General features: G+C 59.5%; 16 protein-coding genes and 2 tRNA genes. All 18 read left to right on the top strand.

The genetic code is table 11. From position 1 onward, the window contains the following. Window positions 1–12 precede the first annotated feature (12 nt). The 18 genes from flhA to F599_RS13645 all read left to right on the top strand — a co-directional run bounded on the left by flhA (window position 13) and on the right by F599_RS13645 (window position 16,636). The gene (gene flhA, locus F599_RS0105175) at window positions 13–2,109 is read left to right on the top strand and encodes a flagellar biosynthesis protein FlhA (protein WP_019542461.1); all 2,097 of its coding nucleotides are present in this window, start codon (window positions 13–15) and stop codon (window positions 2,107–2,109) included. Further along, a complete protein-coding gene (flhF, locus tag F599_RS0105170; RefSeq protein ID WP_019542460.1) occupies window positions 2,110–3,504 on the top strand; it encodes a flagellar biosynthesis GTPase FlhF in 1,395 nt (464 codons plus the stop codon). Between the two features lies 1 nt (window position 3,505). Beyond that, window positions 3,506–4,378, top strand: a complete 873-nt coding sequence (locus tag F599_RS0105165) for a MinD/ParA family protein (protein WP_020700504.1) — start codon at window positions 3,506–3,508, stop codon at window positions 4,376–4,378. Window positions 4,379–4,396: 18 nt separating this feature from the next. Next, entirely contained in the window at window positions 4,397–5,086 is a 690-nt protein-coding gene (locus tag F599_RS0105160) for a flagellar brake protein (protein WP_026327837.1), read from the top strand. Between the two features lie 71 nt (window positions 5,087–5,157). After that, complete coding sequence (locus tag F599_RS0105155; protein ID WP_020700503.1) at window positions 5,158–6,354, top strand: protein-glutamate methylesterase/protein-glutamine glutaminase; 1,197 nt, start codon at window positions 5,158–5,160, stop codon at window positions 6,352–6,354. A gap of 19 nt (window positions 6,355–6,373) precedes the next feature. After that, window positions 6,374–8,419 carry a chemotaxis protein CheA gene (locus F599_RS0105150; protein WP_019542456.1) on the top strand — a complete coding sequence of 682 codons (2,046 nt, stop codon included), beginning with the start codon at window positions 6,374–6,376 and terminating at the stop codon, window positions 8,417–8,419. Window positions 8,420–8,433: 14 nt separating this feature from the next. Next, entirely contained in the window at window positions 8,434–8,904 is a 471-nt protein-coding gene (locus F599_RS0105145) for a chemotaxis protein CheW (protein WP_019542455.1), read from the top strand. 27 nt (window positions 8,905–8,931) lie between these two features. Beyond that, entirely contained in the window at window positions 8,932–9,546 is a 615-nt protein-coding gene (locus F599_RS0105140) for a chemotaxis protein CheC (RefSeq protein ID WP_019542454.1), read from the top strand. 1 nt (window position 9,547) lies between these two features. Then, window positions 9,548–10,033, top strand: coding sequence for a chemotaxis protein CheD (locus F599_RS0105135; RefSeq protein ID WP_026327836.1), 486 nt, complete (start codon window positions 9,548–9,550; stop codon window positions 10,031–10,033). Window positions 10,034–10,114: 81 nt separating this feature from the next. Then, window positions 10,115–10,525, top strand: a complete 411-nt coding sequence (locus F599_RS0105130) for a hypothetical protein (protein ID WP_026327835.1) — start codon at window positions 10,115–10,117, stop codon at window positions 10,523–10,525. Window positions 10,526–10,679: 154 nt separating this feature from the next. After that, on the top strand, window positions 10,680–11,462 hold the full coding sequence (locus tag F599_RS0105125) for a FliA/WhiG family RNA polymerase sigma factor (protein ID WP_019542451.1): 783 nt from the start codon (window positions 10,680–10,682) through the stop codon (window positions 11,460–11,462). 70 nt (window positions 11,463–11,532) lie between these two features. Continuing rightward, window positions 11,533–13,203 (top strand): DUF342 domain-containing protein, encoded by a 1,671-nt coding sequence (locus F599_RS0105120; protein ID WP_019542450.1) that lies wholly within the window; start codon window positions 11,533–11,535, stop codon window positions 13,201–13,203. 70 nt (window positions 13,204–13,273) lie between these two features. Further along, on the top strand, window positions 13,274–13,600 hold the full coding sequence (locus tag F599_RS0105115; protein WP_019542449.1) for a hypothetical protein: 327 nt from the start codon (window positions 13,274–13,276) through the stop codon (window positions 13,598–13,600). Between the two features lie 234 nt (window positions 13,601–13,834). Beyond that, on the top strand, window positions 13,835–14,620 hold the full coding sequence (locus tag F599_RS0105110) for a hypothetical protein (RefSeq protein ID WP_020700502.1): 786 nt from the start codon (window positions 13,835–13,837) through the stop codon (window positions 14,618–14,620). A 209-nt stretch (window positions 14,621–14,829) separates the two neighbouring features. After that, window positions 14,830–14,906, top strand: a tRNA-Pro gene (locus tag F599_RS0105105). 3 nt (window positions 14,907–14,909) lie between these two features. Continuing rightward, window positions 14,910–14,986, top strand: a tRNA-Arg gene (locus F599_RS0105100). A 56-nt stretch (window positions 14,987–15,042) separates the two neighbouring features. After that, entirely contained in the window at window positions 15,043–15,573 is a 531-nt protein-coding gene (locus tag F599_RS0105095; protein ID WP_019542447.1) for a transcription repressor NadR, read from the top strand. 211 nt (window positions 15,574–15,784) lie between these two features. Continuing rightward, window positions 15,785–16,636, top strand: a complete 852-nt coding sequence (locus F599_RS13645; protein ID WP_081626332.1) for an HD domain-containing protein — start codon at window positions 15,785–15,787, stop codon at window positions 16,634–16,636. Window position 16,637 lies beyond the last annotated feature (1 nt).

Here is a 16,637-nt window from a genome sequence, read left to right as displayed (position 1 = left end):
AAGGAGTGTTTTATGGCTGCACCACAGATTGCTGCGACGGCCGGCGTGTTCGGCAAGGGCAGCTTCATTCAGAAATATAGTGATGTGCTCATTGCGGTCGCTATTGTCATCATCGTCGTGATGATGATCATTCCTCTGCCGACGCTGCTGCTCGATCTCCTCATCTGCCTCAATATCACGATTGCTTTGCTCGTCGTGATGTCGGTCATCTATAACAAGGAGGCACTTGATCTCTCGATTTTCCCGTCGCTCTTGCTCGTGACGACGCTCTTCCGTCTCGCGCTCAACATCTCCTCGACGCGTCTCATCCTGCTCGATGGCTACGCGGGCGAGGTCATCACGGCGTTCGGCAATTTCGTCGTCGGCGGCAATCCTGTCGTCGGCTTCATCGTATTCATCATCCTTGTCGGCATCAACTTCATCGTCATTACGAAAGGTTCGGAGCGTGTCGCTGAAGTCTCGGCGCGCTTCACACTCGATGCGATGCCCGGCAAGCAGATGGCCATCGACGCCGACCTGAACCAGGGCGCCATTACGGATGCTCAGGCGAAGGTACGGCGCGAGAAGATTCAGCACGAGGCGGATTTCTTCGGTGCGATGGACGGCGCCTCGAAATTCGTCAAGGGCGATGCGATCGCGGCCATCGTCATCATGCTCATCAATATCTCGGGCGGCTTCGTCATCGGCATGCTGCAGAGGAATCTCAGCGCGCTGCAGGCGCTCCAGCAGTATACGCTGCTCACCGTCGGCGAGGGCCTCGTCTCGCAGATTCCGGCGCTGCTCATCTCGACGGCGACGGGCCTCATCGTCACGCGTGCGGGCGCGGAAGGGAATCTCGGCGCGGATATGGTCTCGCAGCTTTTCCGCAATGACCGTATCTTCTTCATCCTCTCTGGCGTGCTCGCCTTTTTCGCCATTGTGCCCGGCCTGCCCGGCATCCCGTTCTCCGTCTTGGCTGTTCTGTGCTTCTTCATCGGCCGCGCGCTGAAGCAGAGCACGGCGGCGACGGCGGCGCAGGAGGCGAAGACGGAAAAATCCGTCCAGCAGCAACAGAAAAAGAAGGCGACCTCGCCGGAGAACATCGTCTCTCTTCTGCAGGTCGATTCGATGGAGCTTGAGATCGGTTACAGCCTTATCCCGCTCGTCGATACGGGGCAGGGCGGCGATCTGCTTGACCGCATCGTGATGATCCGTCGCCAGTGCGCGCTCGAGCTCGGCCTTGTCGTGCCGACCATCCGCATCCGCGACAACATCCAGATCAAACCAAACGCCTATATCATCAAGCTCAAGGGCGTCGAGATCGCCAAGGGTGAGCTCATGCTCGACCATTACCTCGCGATGAATTCCGGCACAGTGTTCGAGGAAGTTCCGGGCATCGAGACGACGGAGCCTGCGTTCGGCCTGCCGGCACTCTGGATTCCGGAGAGCGAGCGTGAGCAGGCGGAGCTCAATGGCTACACTGTCGTCGACGCCGTCTCCGTGCTCGCGACACATCTCACGGAGGTCATCAAGAGCCATGCGGCCGAGATTCTCGGTCGACAAGAGGCTCAGAACCTCGTCGACAACCTCAAGAAGACGAACAAGACGCTTGTCGAGGAGGTCGTTCCCGACCTGCTCACCGTCGGCGAGGTGCAGAAAGTTCTGCAGAACCTTCTCGCCGAACGGATCTCCATCCGCGATATGGAGACGATCTTCGAAGTGCTCTCCGACTACGCACGCGCGACGAAGGACACGGAGATCCTCACGGAGTACGTGCGCCACGCGATGGCGCGCCAGATCACGCAGGCGAATGTGCAGAATGGTCAGCTGCCGTGCGTGACGCTCGACCCGGCGCTCGAGAACCGCATCGCGGGCGGCGTGCAGCGCACGGACCGCGGCTCTTACGTGAGCCTCGACCCAGACTCAATGAAGAAGCTCATCGACTCGCTGAACAACGAGCTGCAGAAGCTCACGAACATGGGCTATCAGCCCATCGTGCTCACGAGTCCGGCCGTCCGCCTCTATTTCCGCAAGCTCGTCGAGCGTTCCGTGCCAGGCATCATCGTGCTTTCGCAAGCGGAGATCGAGCAAAGCGTCGAGATTCAGATTCTTGGGGTGGTGAAAATCTAAGTGCAGATCAAAGTATACAAGGCAGCGACCGTGAAGGAAGCCATGCAGCAGGTCAAGGCGGAGCTGGGGGCAGATGCTGTCATCCTCCACACAAAAAAATACCGTGAGGGTGGTATCCTCGGCATCGGAGCCAAAGAGGTCGTAGAGGTTACGGCAGCGCTTGAAGATGCACCGGCCGCGCAGAAGCCGCGGGCGAAGAAGAAGCTCGATGTCGTCTCCAGGCCTGACGGCAGTGAACTGCCTCCTGTCACGCCCGCGCGAACCAGCCAGGCAATGCAGCAGTATCGTCAGGCGCAGCCGACGGCAGCGTCTGCGGGAAAGGCGCGTTCCGTCAGCGAGGCGGCAGCTCAGGCGGCTGAGGAGAAGCGGGCGGCGCAGCAAAGATTCGATGCACTCGTGCAGTCTCTCGCACAGCAGGAGAACACAAACCCTCGCATCATCAAGGCAGACGCGCGGGCGGAGCAGACGGACATCCGCGCTGTAGAAGGCGATGGACCAGAGTCAGAGAAGGCAGGCGGCGAGGCACAGATGGCAGACGCGAAGAAGATACAGGATCTCCAGGCTGAGCTCACGCAGATGAAGAGTCTGCTCGCGCAGGTCATGGCCAAGGAGCAGCCGGCGGGCGTGCGCACGCTGCAGGATGCGCTCAAGGAGCAGGAGGTCGACGAGGCCATTCTCAAGGATCTTGCAGGCGCTGCCGCGGCCGGCGAGACGCTGCGGGACAGCCTCACAGAGGAGGCGCACGCCGTTCTCGCGGACTATCTCAAGGCACATATGACATTTGCGAATGGCATCCGGCTGAACCAGCACGGCTGCCGCATCGTCGCACTCATCGGCCCGACGGGCGTGGGCAAGACGACGACGCTCGCGAAGATCGCTGCGCGCTTCGTGCTCGAGCAGGGCGTCGACGCCGCGCTCATCACGGCGGACACCTACCGCATCTCCGCTGTCGAGCAGCTCAAGACCTACTCAGACATCATCGGACTCCCGCTCGAGATCGTCTATACGCCTCAGGAACTCCAGACGGCGCTGCACAAGTTCCGGCAGAAGGACCTTGTCCTCATCGATACGGCGGGGCGCAGCCAGCATAACGAGTTCCAGATGAAGGAGCTTGTCGACTTTCTCGCGGCGAATCCGCGCATCGAGCGTCATCTCGTGATGAGCGCGACGACGAAGAACCGCGATGCTGCGGATATCCTTGAGAAATTCTCCGTCTGCGAGCCGGATTGCATCGTATTCACCAAGACGGATGAGACGGCGAGCGTAGGCATGATTCTCAATCTCCTGTATCAGAAGGAGGTCGCGCTCTCGTTCCTGACAAACGGGCAGAGCGTGCCAGATGATATTGTTCCCGCGACGCCGGAAGCGCTCGCGGATCTCTTGCTGAGGGAATGATATGGACCAGGCAGAGCGGCTTAGGAAGCTGGTGGAAAAGAGACCCGAGACGGTGCAGTCACCGGTCAGGGACAATGCGCGCGTCATCGCCGTCACGAGTGGCAAGGGCGGCGTCGGGAAGACGAATCTCACGGTGAATCTCGCCATCGCGCTCGGCATGAAAGGGCGGCGCGTTCTCGTCATCGATGCGGATTTCGGAATGGCAAATGTCGAGGTCGTGCTCGGCTCCTCGACGAAGAAGCATCTGCTCAACCTGCTCGAGGATGGGACCAAGCTCGCCGATGTTCTCGTGCATGGGCCCTACGGGGTAGACTATATCTCAGGCGGTTCAGGCATCGAGAAAGCGCAGGCGTTCGACGGCGCACAAAAGGGACAGCTCCTCGTAAAGCTCATGGAGGCGGGAGAACTCGCGGACATCATCCTCGTCGATACAGGGGCGGGACTCGGCAAGAATGTCATGGACTTCATCCTTGCGGCAGATCAGGTCCTGCTGATCACGACGCCGGAGCCGACGGCACTCACAGATGCCTACGCGGTCATGAAGGCGTACAGCATGTATGCACCGGAGCCGGATCTCTCGCTCATCGTGAACCGCGTCTACGACGAGCGGGAAAGCCGCGATGTCGTCGCGAAGCTCACGCAGACGGCCTCGCGCTTCCTGAAACTCGATGTCGGCTGCCTCGGCTACGTCTACGAGGACACGGCTGTCATGCGCTCCGTGCGCCGCCAGATGCCGTTCTTGATTTTTCAGCCGGAGGCCATCGCCTCACGCTGTGTGCGGGCGATGGCAGACAGCCTTCTCTACGGAACGACGATGGCGGTGCGAAGAGGCTGGAGAGGATTTTTGCAGCAAATTTTTCATTTTTCACGTTAAACACGGAGGAGCTTTCCCATGGCAGGCGAAATAATAAAAGCAAAGGATGTTCTGAAGATAGGGCAGCGCTTGGAGTTCTTCGTTGACAATGATGACGAGCGCTATACGAGCCGCATCGAGGATCTCACGCCCGAGAGGATTGCGGTGGCGCTTCCCGTCAACAAACAGCGTGTGCCCGTCATCCCGCGCAAGGGCAGCAAGGTGTATGCACTGGCGGTGGGAGAGCAATGCCGTTATCGTTTCTTCGCGACATATCTCGGCACGGCGCGTCAGGATGGGAGGCTTCCCGTCTGGCTCGTTTCGCGTCCGGAGACTGTCGAGCGGCATCAGAACCGCGAGTTCGTGCGTGTGCGCGTCGACCTGCGCGTCCGTGCGCGGCTCGTCGCGGAGGATGGATCGATTGGCGATGCCATAGAGACGCGCTCTCTCAATCTCTCGGGCAATGGCATCGCGATCGTGATGTCGCAGGCGGTCAAAGTGGACAGCCAGATGGCGCTCGAGATCTTCGACATCCCGAATGTCGGTACTTTGGAAATCATGGGGCGTGTGGCCCGCTGTCAGTGCGTGATGCTCGATGAGGAGCATGCCGTCTACCATGTCGGCCTGTTCCTGGAGCATCTGTCACGGCGCACGCTCAACGCGATCGTGCGCTACCTGTTCAGTGAGCAGCGCCGGGCGATTGCCAAGGGACTCAATGGAAGCATCTAAGGCCGCTGGCTGCATGAGCCTCCACATCTGCGGAGACGGATACAGCAGTGGTTTTCTAAGGGGTGGGCTGGATGATCAGAATATTGATTGCTGACGATTCTGCGTTCATGCGGAAGGTATTATCGGATCTTTTCGCGGCACAGTCGGACTTCGAGGTCGTCGGTACGGCCATCAACGGCAGGGATGCCATCGAGAAGGTCAAGCAGTATGATCCGGATCTCCTGACGATGGATGTGCAGATGCCGGTCATGGATGGGCTCAATGCCCTCGCCGTCATCATGGAGATTCATCCGATGCCTGTGGTCATGCTCTCGAGCTTGACGAAGGAAGGAACGGATGAGACCATCCGCGCACTCTCGCTAGGCGCTGTTGATTTCATCTCGAAGGCGGGCGGCTCGATTTCCCGCATCGATACGATCGAGGCGGATATCCTCGCGAAATGCCGTACGGCGGCCAAAGCGAATGTCAGGTCAGCCGTGGCGAGCGCGCGCGCGGAAAAGGAACGCGAGAAGCAGAAACCTGTCATGCGGCATATTGATCTGCCGAGGCACGCGTCGCATGAAATGCCAGGGGGAACGCCGCGGTGGCAGACATCACCTTTTGTTTCGGGCAAGCGAGAGAATCCGCTTCTCAAGCCGCGTGCCAAGGTGCTTACGCCGCGTGGTACGCCGCCTGTAGAGACGGCCTCGCCAGCAGCTGGCGGGAAACTCGTGGCCATCGGCACGTCGACCGGAGGACCGCAGGCGCTCCAGAGCGTGATTACGCGGTTGCCGAAAGACCTGCCCTGCGGTGTCGTCGTTGTCCAGCACATGCCGCCGGGATTCACGAAATCCTTGGCACAGCGGCTCGATACCCTGTCCGCTGTCCATGTCAAGGAAGCGGAGGATGGCGATATCATCCGATCCGGCTGTGTCTATATCGCACCGGGGAATTATCATATGCGCGTGAGCGTGAGCGGCGGCGCGCGCAAGATCGTGCTCGGCCAGGATCCCCCCGTTGGGAACCATCGGCCGGCAGTCAACGTGCTGTTTGATTCCGTAGCTCCCATCGGGCGGCGTCTCGTCGCCGTCATTATGACGGGGATGGGCTCGGATGGCACAGAAGGAATGAAGAAGATCAAGGCCGAGGGCGGCTATTCCATCGCCCAGGATGAAAGCACTTCCGTCGTCTACGGTATGCCGAAGTCCGTGGTAGACGCCGGACTCGCTGATGAGATCCGGCCGGTCACTGACATCGCACGTGCGATTGTTGCCGCAGTCGAACGATAAATTTAGGGGGAGTACAAATATGGATACGAATCAGTACATGGACATGTTCCTCGACGAGTCGCACGAGCATCTGCAGTCGCTCAACGATGGACTCCTGAGCCTTGAGGACAATATGGAGGATACCTCCGTCGTCAATGAGATTTTCCGTAACGCGCATACGCTCAAAGGCATGTCGGCGACGATGGGCTTCAACAAGATCGCTGAGCTCACGCATGAGATGGAGGATGTACTCGACCTCATCCGCAAGGAACAGCTCAAGCTCAACGAGGATATCATCGACACGCTCTTCAAGTGCGTCGATTCGCTCGGACAGATGATCGATAGCGTCGGCAACGGCGAGGCAGAGGATGTCGTCGATGTCTCCGACCTCGTCAAGAAACTCAGTTCGATCTCGAAGCCGGATCAGGCCGCGGCACAGGCGGCTGCACCGGCGGCTGCGGCTGCCGCAGCACCTGCGGAAAACAAGATCTCCATCGAGCTCACAGACGTCGACAAGGATGTCATCAAGCAGGCGCGAGAGACGGGCATGCAGGCCATCCACGTGCGCGTGACACTCGCGGAGACCTGTCTGCTGAAGTCCGCGCGCTCCTATATGGTCATGAACGCACTCGACGAGCTCGGCGATGTCATCAAATCCGTGCCGAGCGCTGAGAATCTCGAGCAGGAGAAGTTCGACCACAGTTTCGATGTCATCATCATCACGGTTGCTGAGGAGAAAGCCGTGCAGGACGCCGTGAACTCTATCTCCGAAATCTCCAAGGTCGAGACGAATGTCATCGACCTCGCGGCGGAGGAGAAAGCGGCAGCGGCTACCGCTGCTGCACCTGCGCCCAAGGCTGCAGCGCCCGCGCCGACTGCGAAGAAGGCAGCGCCTGCGCCAGCGAAAAAGGCGATTGCTGCTCCTGCGAAGAAGGTACATCACAGCCAGTCCGTGCGCGTCGACATCGAGAAGCTCGACACGCTCATGAACCTCATGGGAGAGCTCGTCATCAACAAGGTGCGTCTCGAGCAGATCGGCCAGACGCACAGGCTCGCGGACCTCACAGAGACGCTCGAGCAGATGGACCGCGTGACGACAGACCTCCAGAATATCGTCATGAAAGTCCGCATGGTGCCGGTGAGCTCGGTGTTCAACCGTTTCCCGCGCATGGTGCGCGACATCGCAAAAGAACTCAACAAGGAAATCAACCTTACCATCGAGGGCGAGGAGACAGAGCTCGACCGTACCGTCATCGATGAGATCGGCGATCCGATCATGCACCTCCTGCGCAACTCCTGCGACCACGGCGTCGAGGAGCCTGATGTGCGTGAGTCGAAAGGCAAGCCGCGTGCAGGCGAGGTCGGCCTCATCGCGCGCCACGAGGGCAACAATGTCGTCATCATGGTCACGGATGACGGTGCCGGCATCGATGCCGCGAAAATCCGCGCCAAGGCTGTCGAGAAAGGCATGATCTCCCAGGAGGAAGCCGACAAGATGGACGACGCGGACGCTGTGCGCCTCGTCTTCCTGCCGGGCTTCTCCACGGCGGACCACATCTCTGACATCTCTGGCCGCGGCGTCGGCATGGATGTCGTGCGCAGCAAGATCGAGGCGCTCTCCGGACACGTCGATGTCGAGACGAAGATCGATGAGGGCTCTGTCTTCAAGATCAAGCTGCCGCTTACGCTCGCCATCATCCAGGCGATGCTCGTCAAGGTGCAGGAAGAGATGTACGCCATCCCGCTCGGCTCCATCGACAGCACCATCAATATCCAGGAGAGCGAGATCAAGACCGTCCAGAACAAGGAGGTCATCGTCCTGCGCGGCGAGATCATTCCGATCATCCGCATGGAGAAGATGCTCCAGGTCCCGCATGTCAAGGACTCCGATGAAACCTTCGTCGTCGTCGTACATACAGGCGATGCGAAAGCTGGCATCGTCGTCGACAATCTCATCGGCCAGCAGGAGATCGTCATCAAGACGCTTGGCAGCCTGTTCACAGGACTCAAGATGTTCTCGGGTGCAACCGTCCTCGGCGATGGCCGTGTCGCCCTCATTCTTGATGTCGCCACGATGATGCAGTAAGGGGAGGTAACAACATGGCTAACAACGAGAACAATAACGTCGCGACCGAGGAAAGCCTGCAGGTCGTTGCTTTCAAGCTCCGCAATGAGGAGTATGGCGTGAGCATCCTCAATGTGCAGGAGATCCGCAATCTCACGGACATCACGCGTGTGCCGTTTGCCCAGGATTTCATCAAGGGCGTCATCAATCTCCGCGGCAGCGTGCTGCCGGTCATCGACCTCAAGGAGCGTCTTGGTCTCGAGGAGACGCCGTATACGCAGGATACGCGCATCGTGACGGTCACGGTGGGCGACCTCCATGTCGGCATGCTCGTCGACGCTGTTACAGAGGTTCTCACGCTCACGGCGAAACCCATCGATGCCAAGAAGGCTATCAACGGCAAGGAGCTCACGCGCTTCCTGAGCGGCATCGGCAACATTGACGGACGGCTCATCATTATGCTGAACCTGGAGGAGATCATCGGCCTGCCTAAAGAAGGAAAATGAGCCAGTGTATAGATGAGGTGTCGTTCTATGTCTGATGAAATCAAGTTATCCCCCGCTCAGATCGATGCGTTGCGCGAAATCGGCAACATCGGCGCAGGCAATTCCGCCACGGCGCTTTCCCAGATCATCAACCGGCGTATCGATATGAATGTGCCGCGCGTCTCGATGGTCCCGCTCGACCAGGTGCCTGACCTCGTCGGCGGCCCGGATGCGATCGTCGTCGGTATCTTCCTGCGCGTCTACGGCAAGGCACCAGGCAACATCCTTTTCCTGCTGCCGCAGAAGAGCGCCTACTATCTCGTGGATACGCTCATGGGGAAGAAGCATGGAGAGACGGTGAAACTCGACTACATGGATGGGTCTGCTCTCATGGAGATCGGCAACATCCTCTCGGGAGCGTATCTCAATGCGTTCTATACGTTCACGCAGATTTCCATGCTTCCGTCAATACCGGCACTGGCAATGGATATGGCAGGCGCGATCCTGAATGTCGTACTCGTTCAGCTCGGACAGATGGGCGATCAGGCACTCGTCATGGAGACGGAGTTCCTCGCGGAGGACGACGGCATCAACGGCCATTTCTTCCTCGTACCGGATCCCGGATCTCTGGAGACACTAATCGCAGCAGTAGGAGTTGAATGACATGGCCGAATTAATCAGGGTTGGGATGGCCGATTACAAAGTCGGCCGCAGTCCAGCGACGATCATCAGCTATGGACTGGGGTCCTGTATCGGCATATCCCTCTACGACCCGCAGGCAAAGGTCGGAGGGCTCCTGCATATCATGCTGCCGGACAGCAAGCAGGCACGTCCATCTGACAACCCCGCCAAATTCGCTGATACAGGTTTGCCACTCATGTTGAAGGATGTCCTCGCGCTCGGAGCGGTGAAAAAACGTCTCGTTGCAAAGATGGCGGGGGGTGCACAGATGTTTGCTTTCGCGAATGCGACGGATATCATGCGCGTCGGCGCGCGCAATGCCGCGGCCGCAAAGGAAGTGCTGGGACAGCTGGGTATCCCCATCGTCGCTGAGGATACGGGCGGCACCTATGGCCGCACGGTCTCCATCAATCTCGAGAGCGGCAGCTATCACGTCAAGACCATCGATAAGGGCGAAAAGGAAATCTGATGGGGCATCCTTCAGCCTCCACGCACGGAATCACTGGAGCGCGGAGCGCTGTCGGCTTTGGGAAATGTGTAGGTGAGAAGTTTGTTCAAGGTAGGTATGTCTCTCGTGCTGGCTGTCATTGCGGCGCTCGTCGTCTTCCTTGCGGCGCTTGTCAGTGACGCGCGCATCAGCACGGTTTTCCTGCGCAGCCTCGTCGGTTTCTTCCTCGCGGGGGCTGTTTCCTGGCTCGTGCTCTTCCTGCTGGAGGCCAAGGGGATTGTGGGCTTCGATCGCAATCTGGAATTGCCGGAGAAAGACGTTGCGCCATCTGCTGCTGCAGAGGAGCGCACCGATGCGCCTGAGGAGGACGATGGCGCGCCGGAAGAACGCCCCGCACCGCAGCAGGAGGCAGAGGAGATATCTGACGCGGAGACAGCCTCGTTTCAGCCGCTCACGGCGGATGGACTGACACATATAGAGACGGTACCGGAAGAAGGAAAGACAGCTGGCTGACGGGAAACACTAGGGAATATGTTAGAGAATCGCTGGTTCATCTGCATGCCGACCGCGGCGCTTGTCTACGCAAGGATTCTGACTTGCATTTCTGAGGGTGCGTGCTAGAGGAATTTCTACGCGGTTTCTATGCAGCAGGGGAGGTGTGCGAGAGATGGGAGAGACTGTGAGCCAAGAGGCGTCTTCGGCGTCAAAAGCTGTGGCGGATATCGAAGCCCTTTGGTCGTCTTATAAGAAGGAGCAAGACATCGAGCAGCGCAATGCGCTCATCGAGCACTACCTGCCGCTCGTGCGTCTCGTGGCGGGGCGGCTGGCCATCGGTCTGCCAAGCCATGTGGATCGTGATGACCTGCTGTCGAGCGGTTTCTTCGGCCTGCTCGATGCGATCGAGCGCTACGATCCGACGCGCAGGAACAAGTTCGAGACATATGCGGGTGTACGCATCCGCGGCGCGATGCTCGATTACCTGCGGGCGAAGGATTGGATGCCTGTGACGATGCGTCAGCGTATCCGCAAGTACAGCGATGTTTCAGCCCAGCTTGCGAGCGAACTGGGCCGAGAGGCAACCGACGAGGAGATTCGCGAGCGCATGGGCATCGGCGAAAAAGAGTACCGCGTGATGCTCCGTGAACTCGGTGCAGCAACACTCATTCCTCTCGATGATTATCTGGCGGGCGGCGGGGAAAAGGCTGCAGAAGACGGTGGCCCGAGCGCGCAACTTGAAGCGACGGAGATCAAAGAGACACTGGCGGCGGCTATTGACCGGCTGCCCGAGAAGGAACGCATCGTCGTCTCGCTTTATTATTATGATGAGTTGACGCTCAAGGAAATCAGCAAGATCCTGCATCTTACAGAGGCGCGGATTTCTCAGCTGCACTCGAAGGCGGTCTTCCGACTGCGCGGCTCGCTGGCCCGCATGAAGGCGAACCTTCTGTAGCTGCACAATGCGGACAAGACGCTGTAGAGGGAAGGATGATGTGCTACATCAGAAAGGGGGTAGGTCACTCATGGAGGAAGAAAAGCATTACCCCGCCGTAGGCAGTGAAAAGGCAGGTTATTTGTTTGAATTTCGTCCGGATGGTGTCTACTTTACCGTCTGCCCGACGACGGGAAGCTCCATTCTCTACGAGCTCTCTGACATGAGGCAGATACTCGCGGACTACGGAGTCGATGATTATGATATCCTGACGCTGGCCAAGACGGTGCGTAAGGCAGACGGCGTGCCGGTCAAACTTTCGAGCCGCGTCGTGAGCAGCGACGGGATTGCCAGCGAAGCTGAGGTCAACAATAAGGCCATCTTGCCGACACATGATGCCGCGGAGGAATATGCGGGCATCGATGTCGATGTCAGCCGTGACAAGATTACGGCGACCATCAGATTCGACCTCAAGAAAGGCACGCGTTGTCCCACAGCCGACATGGTGCGGCAGGCGCTCAAGGAGAAGGGCGTTGTCTACGGTATCGATGAGGCTGCCATCGAAAAGGGAGCGCAGTCACTCGACAGTTTCGTCGCAGCGCGCGGCGTAGCGCCAGTCAATGGAGCAGACGCCCATATCGAGAAGAAATACGACCTCAGTTATAAGGGACGCCCGCGCATCATCGAGTCGGATCGTGTGGACTATAAGGATATGAATCTCTTCGTGCTCGCGAAGGCCGGCCAGCTGCTTGCGGAGCGTATTCCGCAGACGCATGGGCAGGAAGGCAAGGATGTCTTCGGTTTTCCTGTACCGGCGCGCAACGGCAAGCCCATTCCGCTCACGGTCGGGAAAAACGCAGAGATTCGTGAGGAGAACAAGATTTACGCGCTCATCGACGGTCAGATCGTTGAGGACGGCAAGCGCATCGGCATCGATCCGCATCTCTCGATTTCCGGCAGTGTCGGTGTAGGTACGGGCAACATAGATTTTGTGGGCAGTGTCCAGGTCTCTGGCAATATCGACGCCGGCTTCGTCGTCAAGGCGACGGGCGATGTCGAGGTCTCAGGCTTTGTGAGCGGGGCGGATGTCGAGGGACGCAACGTATTCATCTCAGGTGGTATCACGGGGCAGGGGCGCGGCAAGATAACTGCGAAGGAAGATGTCCGCGCTGCGTTTGCGGAGAATGCGCTCGTGGAGGCCGGACGCGATATTTACATCGCTGACGCCGTCCTGCATTCAACCATCAAGGCGGGTAAGAAGGTGGTTGTCGAGGATCGCCGCGGCCTGATTACAGGTGGCTATATCGCGGCAGGCGAGGAGATTCGCGCGAAGGTCGTCGGCAATCAGGCATTCGTCGTGACGAAGCTTGTCGTCGGCGTGAATCCCGCACTCTCGCAGCGCTATCAGCAGGCATGCCGCGAGTACAAGGAGGACAAGCAGCGCCTCTCGCAGATCACGCAGATGCTCAATACGTTCTCCAAGATCGATACTTCGCGTCTGCCAGAGAACCGCATCGCGCAGATTGCGGCGCTCACGCGCTCGCAGTTTCCTCTTGCGGGGAAGATCAAGCGCGAGGAAAAGCTCATAGAGGAACTGCAAGAGGAACTCGGAAAGATGGAAGACGGCAAGATTCGCGTCGCAGATATCATTTATCCTGGCGTCAGTGTCTCTGTCAATTCCATCAAGCGGAGCTTCCAGACGGAGGCGCGCGGCTGCACGCTTACTGTGCAGGATGATGAGGTGACCATCGGTCCTTATTGATGCAGCCAATGCAGGATCAGGCGGCTGCGCGCAGTGGGAGCAGCGCGCAGAGGAGAAGGAGGAATGGCGTATGGATGTCACGCCGCTCAGCATGCAGATGGTAGTGCCGCGCGTCTCAGATGCCCAGCAGGTGCAACATAACCTCAACCAGGCATCCGCCATGCAACAGGATTTTGAGGCGCTGCGCGAGAAGGCGGATGCCAAACGGAAGGAAACACAGGTCCGCACGAAGAATCATGCCGAGGATGGGAAGATCAAGGAGAATCCCGACCGGCAACGTGGGCAGGGTGGCTACAGCGGCCGGCAGGACAGGCAGGAAGAAGAGCAAGATGAGGCGCAGGAGGAAGCGTTCGCCGTCGATCCTGCGCGTGGACACCACCTCGATATCTCGCTTTGAAAAATACGCCGAGAAAATGGTACGCTGAGGAAATGCGTGTCGACGGAAGGAGAATGCCGTTCCTTCCGCAAGCTGGTTCTGTTTGGCATTTGCGCCGAGGCGTGACAAACGTTGCGCGACGATATTTTCTCGAGGCATAGCGGTTCTTTCCGCATCGTTGCAGTATGGAGCGGTTCGCTGCGCATCGCTAGCCTGGCAAGCGGCCGTTCCTGACGTGATGGGAGTTTGATGATTTTGATGACGTACCTTATGGCGCTTCTGATTCTTGTGGGCGCGGCCCTTGTCGGCCTGTCGAAGTTCCTTCAGCGGCGCAAGCAGCTGCCCTATCGACAGAAGGAAGAGCAGGAAGACATAGAGCGTTCTACATTGCAGTTCAAGCAGGAACTCGAGCGCTCCGGCAGCGAAATCATCGGGCGTCTCGGCGAGCATGTCGAACGCTTGGAGGCGCTGATCCGGGAGGCTGACCGGCGCGCGGATACGCTCGATCACCGCCTGACGGAACTGCACACGCTCTCGCAGTCGCTGGACGCGCAGACAGAGGAACTGCGGGCGGCTGAGCAGGAGGCGCGGCGCGAGCAACAGTTCGTTTCGCAGCTCATGGGAGAGCTGCGGGCGGCGGCGGCCGGTGCTGCGGCGGCGCGCGGCGCGGCACTGCCTGCGCCTGTCGAGCGCGTCGATGCTGATGATTTCACGAGCGTCCTCAGGCATTCCATCGCGCGCGATGAAGAGCGGCAGCTCGAGGGGCGAACCGCGCCTGCGACTTATCGGGCGTCCTCGGAGGCGATCCAGCAGGCAGCGCATCTCGCGCAGGCTGTTCATCCGAAGGAAGCAGAGGACACAACTGCGCCGCAAGGGGCGGAAAGTGTACAGGACACGAGTGCAAGTGCAGCACATGTGCGCGCGTTGCTCCTCGCAGGCTGGTCGCCTGCAGATGTCGCCCGGGAGACCGGCGTCGGGCGCGGTGCCATCGAGCTCATGCAGGAGATGATGCGCCGCCAGCTCGTGGGGAGTGACGGCTGAGGAGATGGGGACTCTGACAGGCGCGGTTTGCCAAGGTGCCCCGGCTGGCACGGCGGCGCGTCTGAGACGAAACTGCGTTCAGAACTGCCGCGTGGGCGGTAAGGGAAGCAGGTGGTGCACAGGGCGGATTTGCTTGTGACAGTCCTTTCTTGACATCATCTTTTTGAATGTGTATAATATTCGTTGTGATTTATGCAGCCAACGATCACCGGGATGTAGCGCAGTTTGGTAGCGCGCCTGCTTTGGGAGCAGGATGTCGCAGGTTCGAATCCTGTCATCCCGACCAGCCGCGCCAGTAGCTCAGTTGGATAGAGCAACGGCCTTCTAAGCCGTGGGTCGAGGGTTCGAATCCCCCCTGACGCACCATTTGCAGACAAGCTCCGAGGTTTCCTCGGAGCTTTTTTGATGAGGAGGGATTTTCCATGACGACGGAGGAGCGGCGGGCGCAGCTCTACGCCTTGCTCACGCAGGCGCAGCAACCATTGACGGGCAGCGCGCTCGCGCGGAAGTTCGGCGTGAGCCGACAGATCATCGTGGGGGATATCGGCATCCTGCGCGCCGAGGGCGCAGCCATTCTCGCGACGCCGCGCGGCTATCTCTTGCCGCGGCGGGAGAGGCAGGGGGTGATGGCGACGCTTGCCTGCTGTCACACGGCGGCGAGGATGGGCGAGGAACTCGATATCATCGTCGACGGTGGCGCCTGCGTACGCGATGTGGTTGTCGCGCATCCCGTCTACGGCGAGCTGCGCGCGGATCTCATGCTAGAGAGCCGCAGGGACGTGGCGGCCTTCCTGCGGCAGATGGAGGAGATGGCCGCGCCGCCGCTCTCCCTGCTCACGGATGGTGTGCATCTCCATACGATTGAGGCACCAGATGACGCGGCGGTGACGGATATCCGCGCGGCGCTCGCACGCGCGGGCTTGCTCGCGCCGCCTGCCACAGATGAGCCGTGAGCTCTGGTAGCGCTGAGGAAGCGCCGCCGGAGCTGGCATGGTGTGAGGCGATGCCGGGACGAGGATGCGCGCGAAGCATAGACGCGAAAAGAGTAACGTAGTATAATAGGCGGTATAGCGGTGCAGTCTGCGCGGCAATACCGGAGGGCGGAATGCCCGGGGGATTCACTGGTTCATTCAGCGCTTTCCTGGCGGAAAAGGAGCGTTCTTTTTGCAGCAGTTATTGCGGGAAATGCATACCTGGATGACGGCCTATATGAAGTCGTTCTACACGGCGGACAAGGAAGTCATGCAGGGCATTCTCATCAAGGAAACACATACGGGTTATGTGACGGCGAACATGGTGGCGCTCGCGAAACATCTCGGGCTCGACGCGCATGGGAGGCAGCTCGCGGAGATTATGGGACTCTTCCATGATGTCGGGCGGTTTCGCCAATACAGTCTCTACAAGACATTCAACGACGCGCAGTCAGAGGATCACGCGGCGCTCGCGCTCAAGGTGCTCGCGGAGCTGCCGCTCATGCGGCGTCTTGCTGCGGAGGATCGCGCGCTCGTGCGCTTCGCCATCAAGAACCACAACAAGAAGGCCATCGAGCCGACGGAGGACGCGCGATCTCTCCTCTTTGCGAAGATGCTGCGCGATGCGGACAAGCTCGATATCTACCGCGTGCTCGCGCCATATCTTTCCGCGAGCGGCGCGGAGGCGGCACCGAACTTCGTCGCGTCGTTGCGGAGCCAGGATGTGAGCCCCGCCTTCGTGCGCGCGCTCGTCGAGGGGCGGCAGGCCGACTATCACGCCATCCGCACGCACGGCGACCGCAAGGTCGTGCGCCTGCTCTGGGTCTACGACATCTATTTCAGCTGGACGATGCGCGAGATCGCGCGGAAGGGCTACATCGACAAGGTCATCCATGCCCTGCCGCACGGCAGAGAGCTCACGCTTGGCTTCGTGCGCGTCAAGTCCTATGTGGCGGCGAAATGCGCGCAGGAGGATGTGCCTGTGTCCTGCGAAATGGCTGTGCGGGAGCATCGCCTCCCTGATATAGAAAGAATATCTCAATAAA

This window comes from Selenomonas bovis DSM 23594 (genome assembly GCF_000381005.1).
Lineage (GTDB): Bacteria > Bacillota > Negativicutes > Selenomonadales > Selenomonadaceae > Selenomonas_C > Selenomonas_C bovis.
This window is presented reverse-complemented; position numbering and strand designations above follow the sequence as displayed.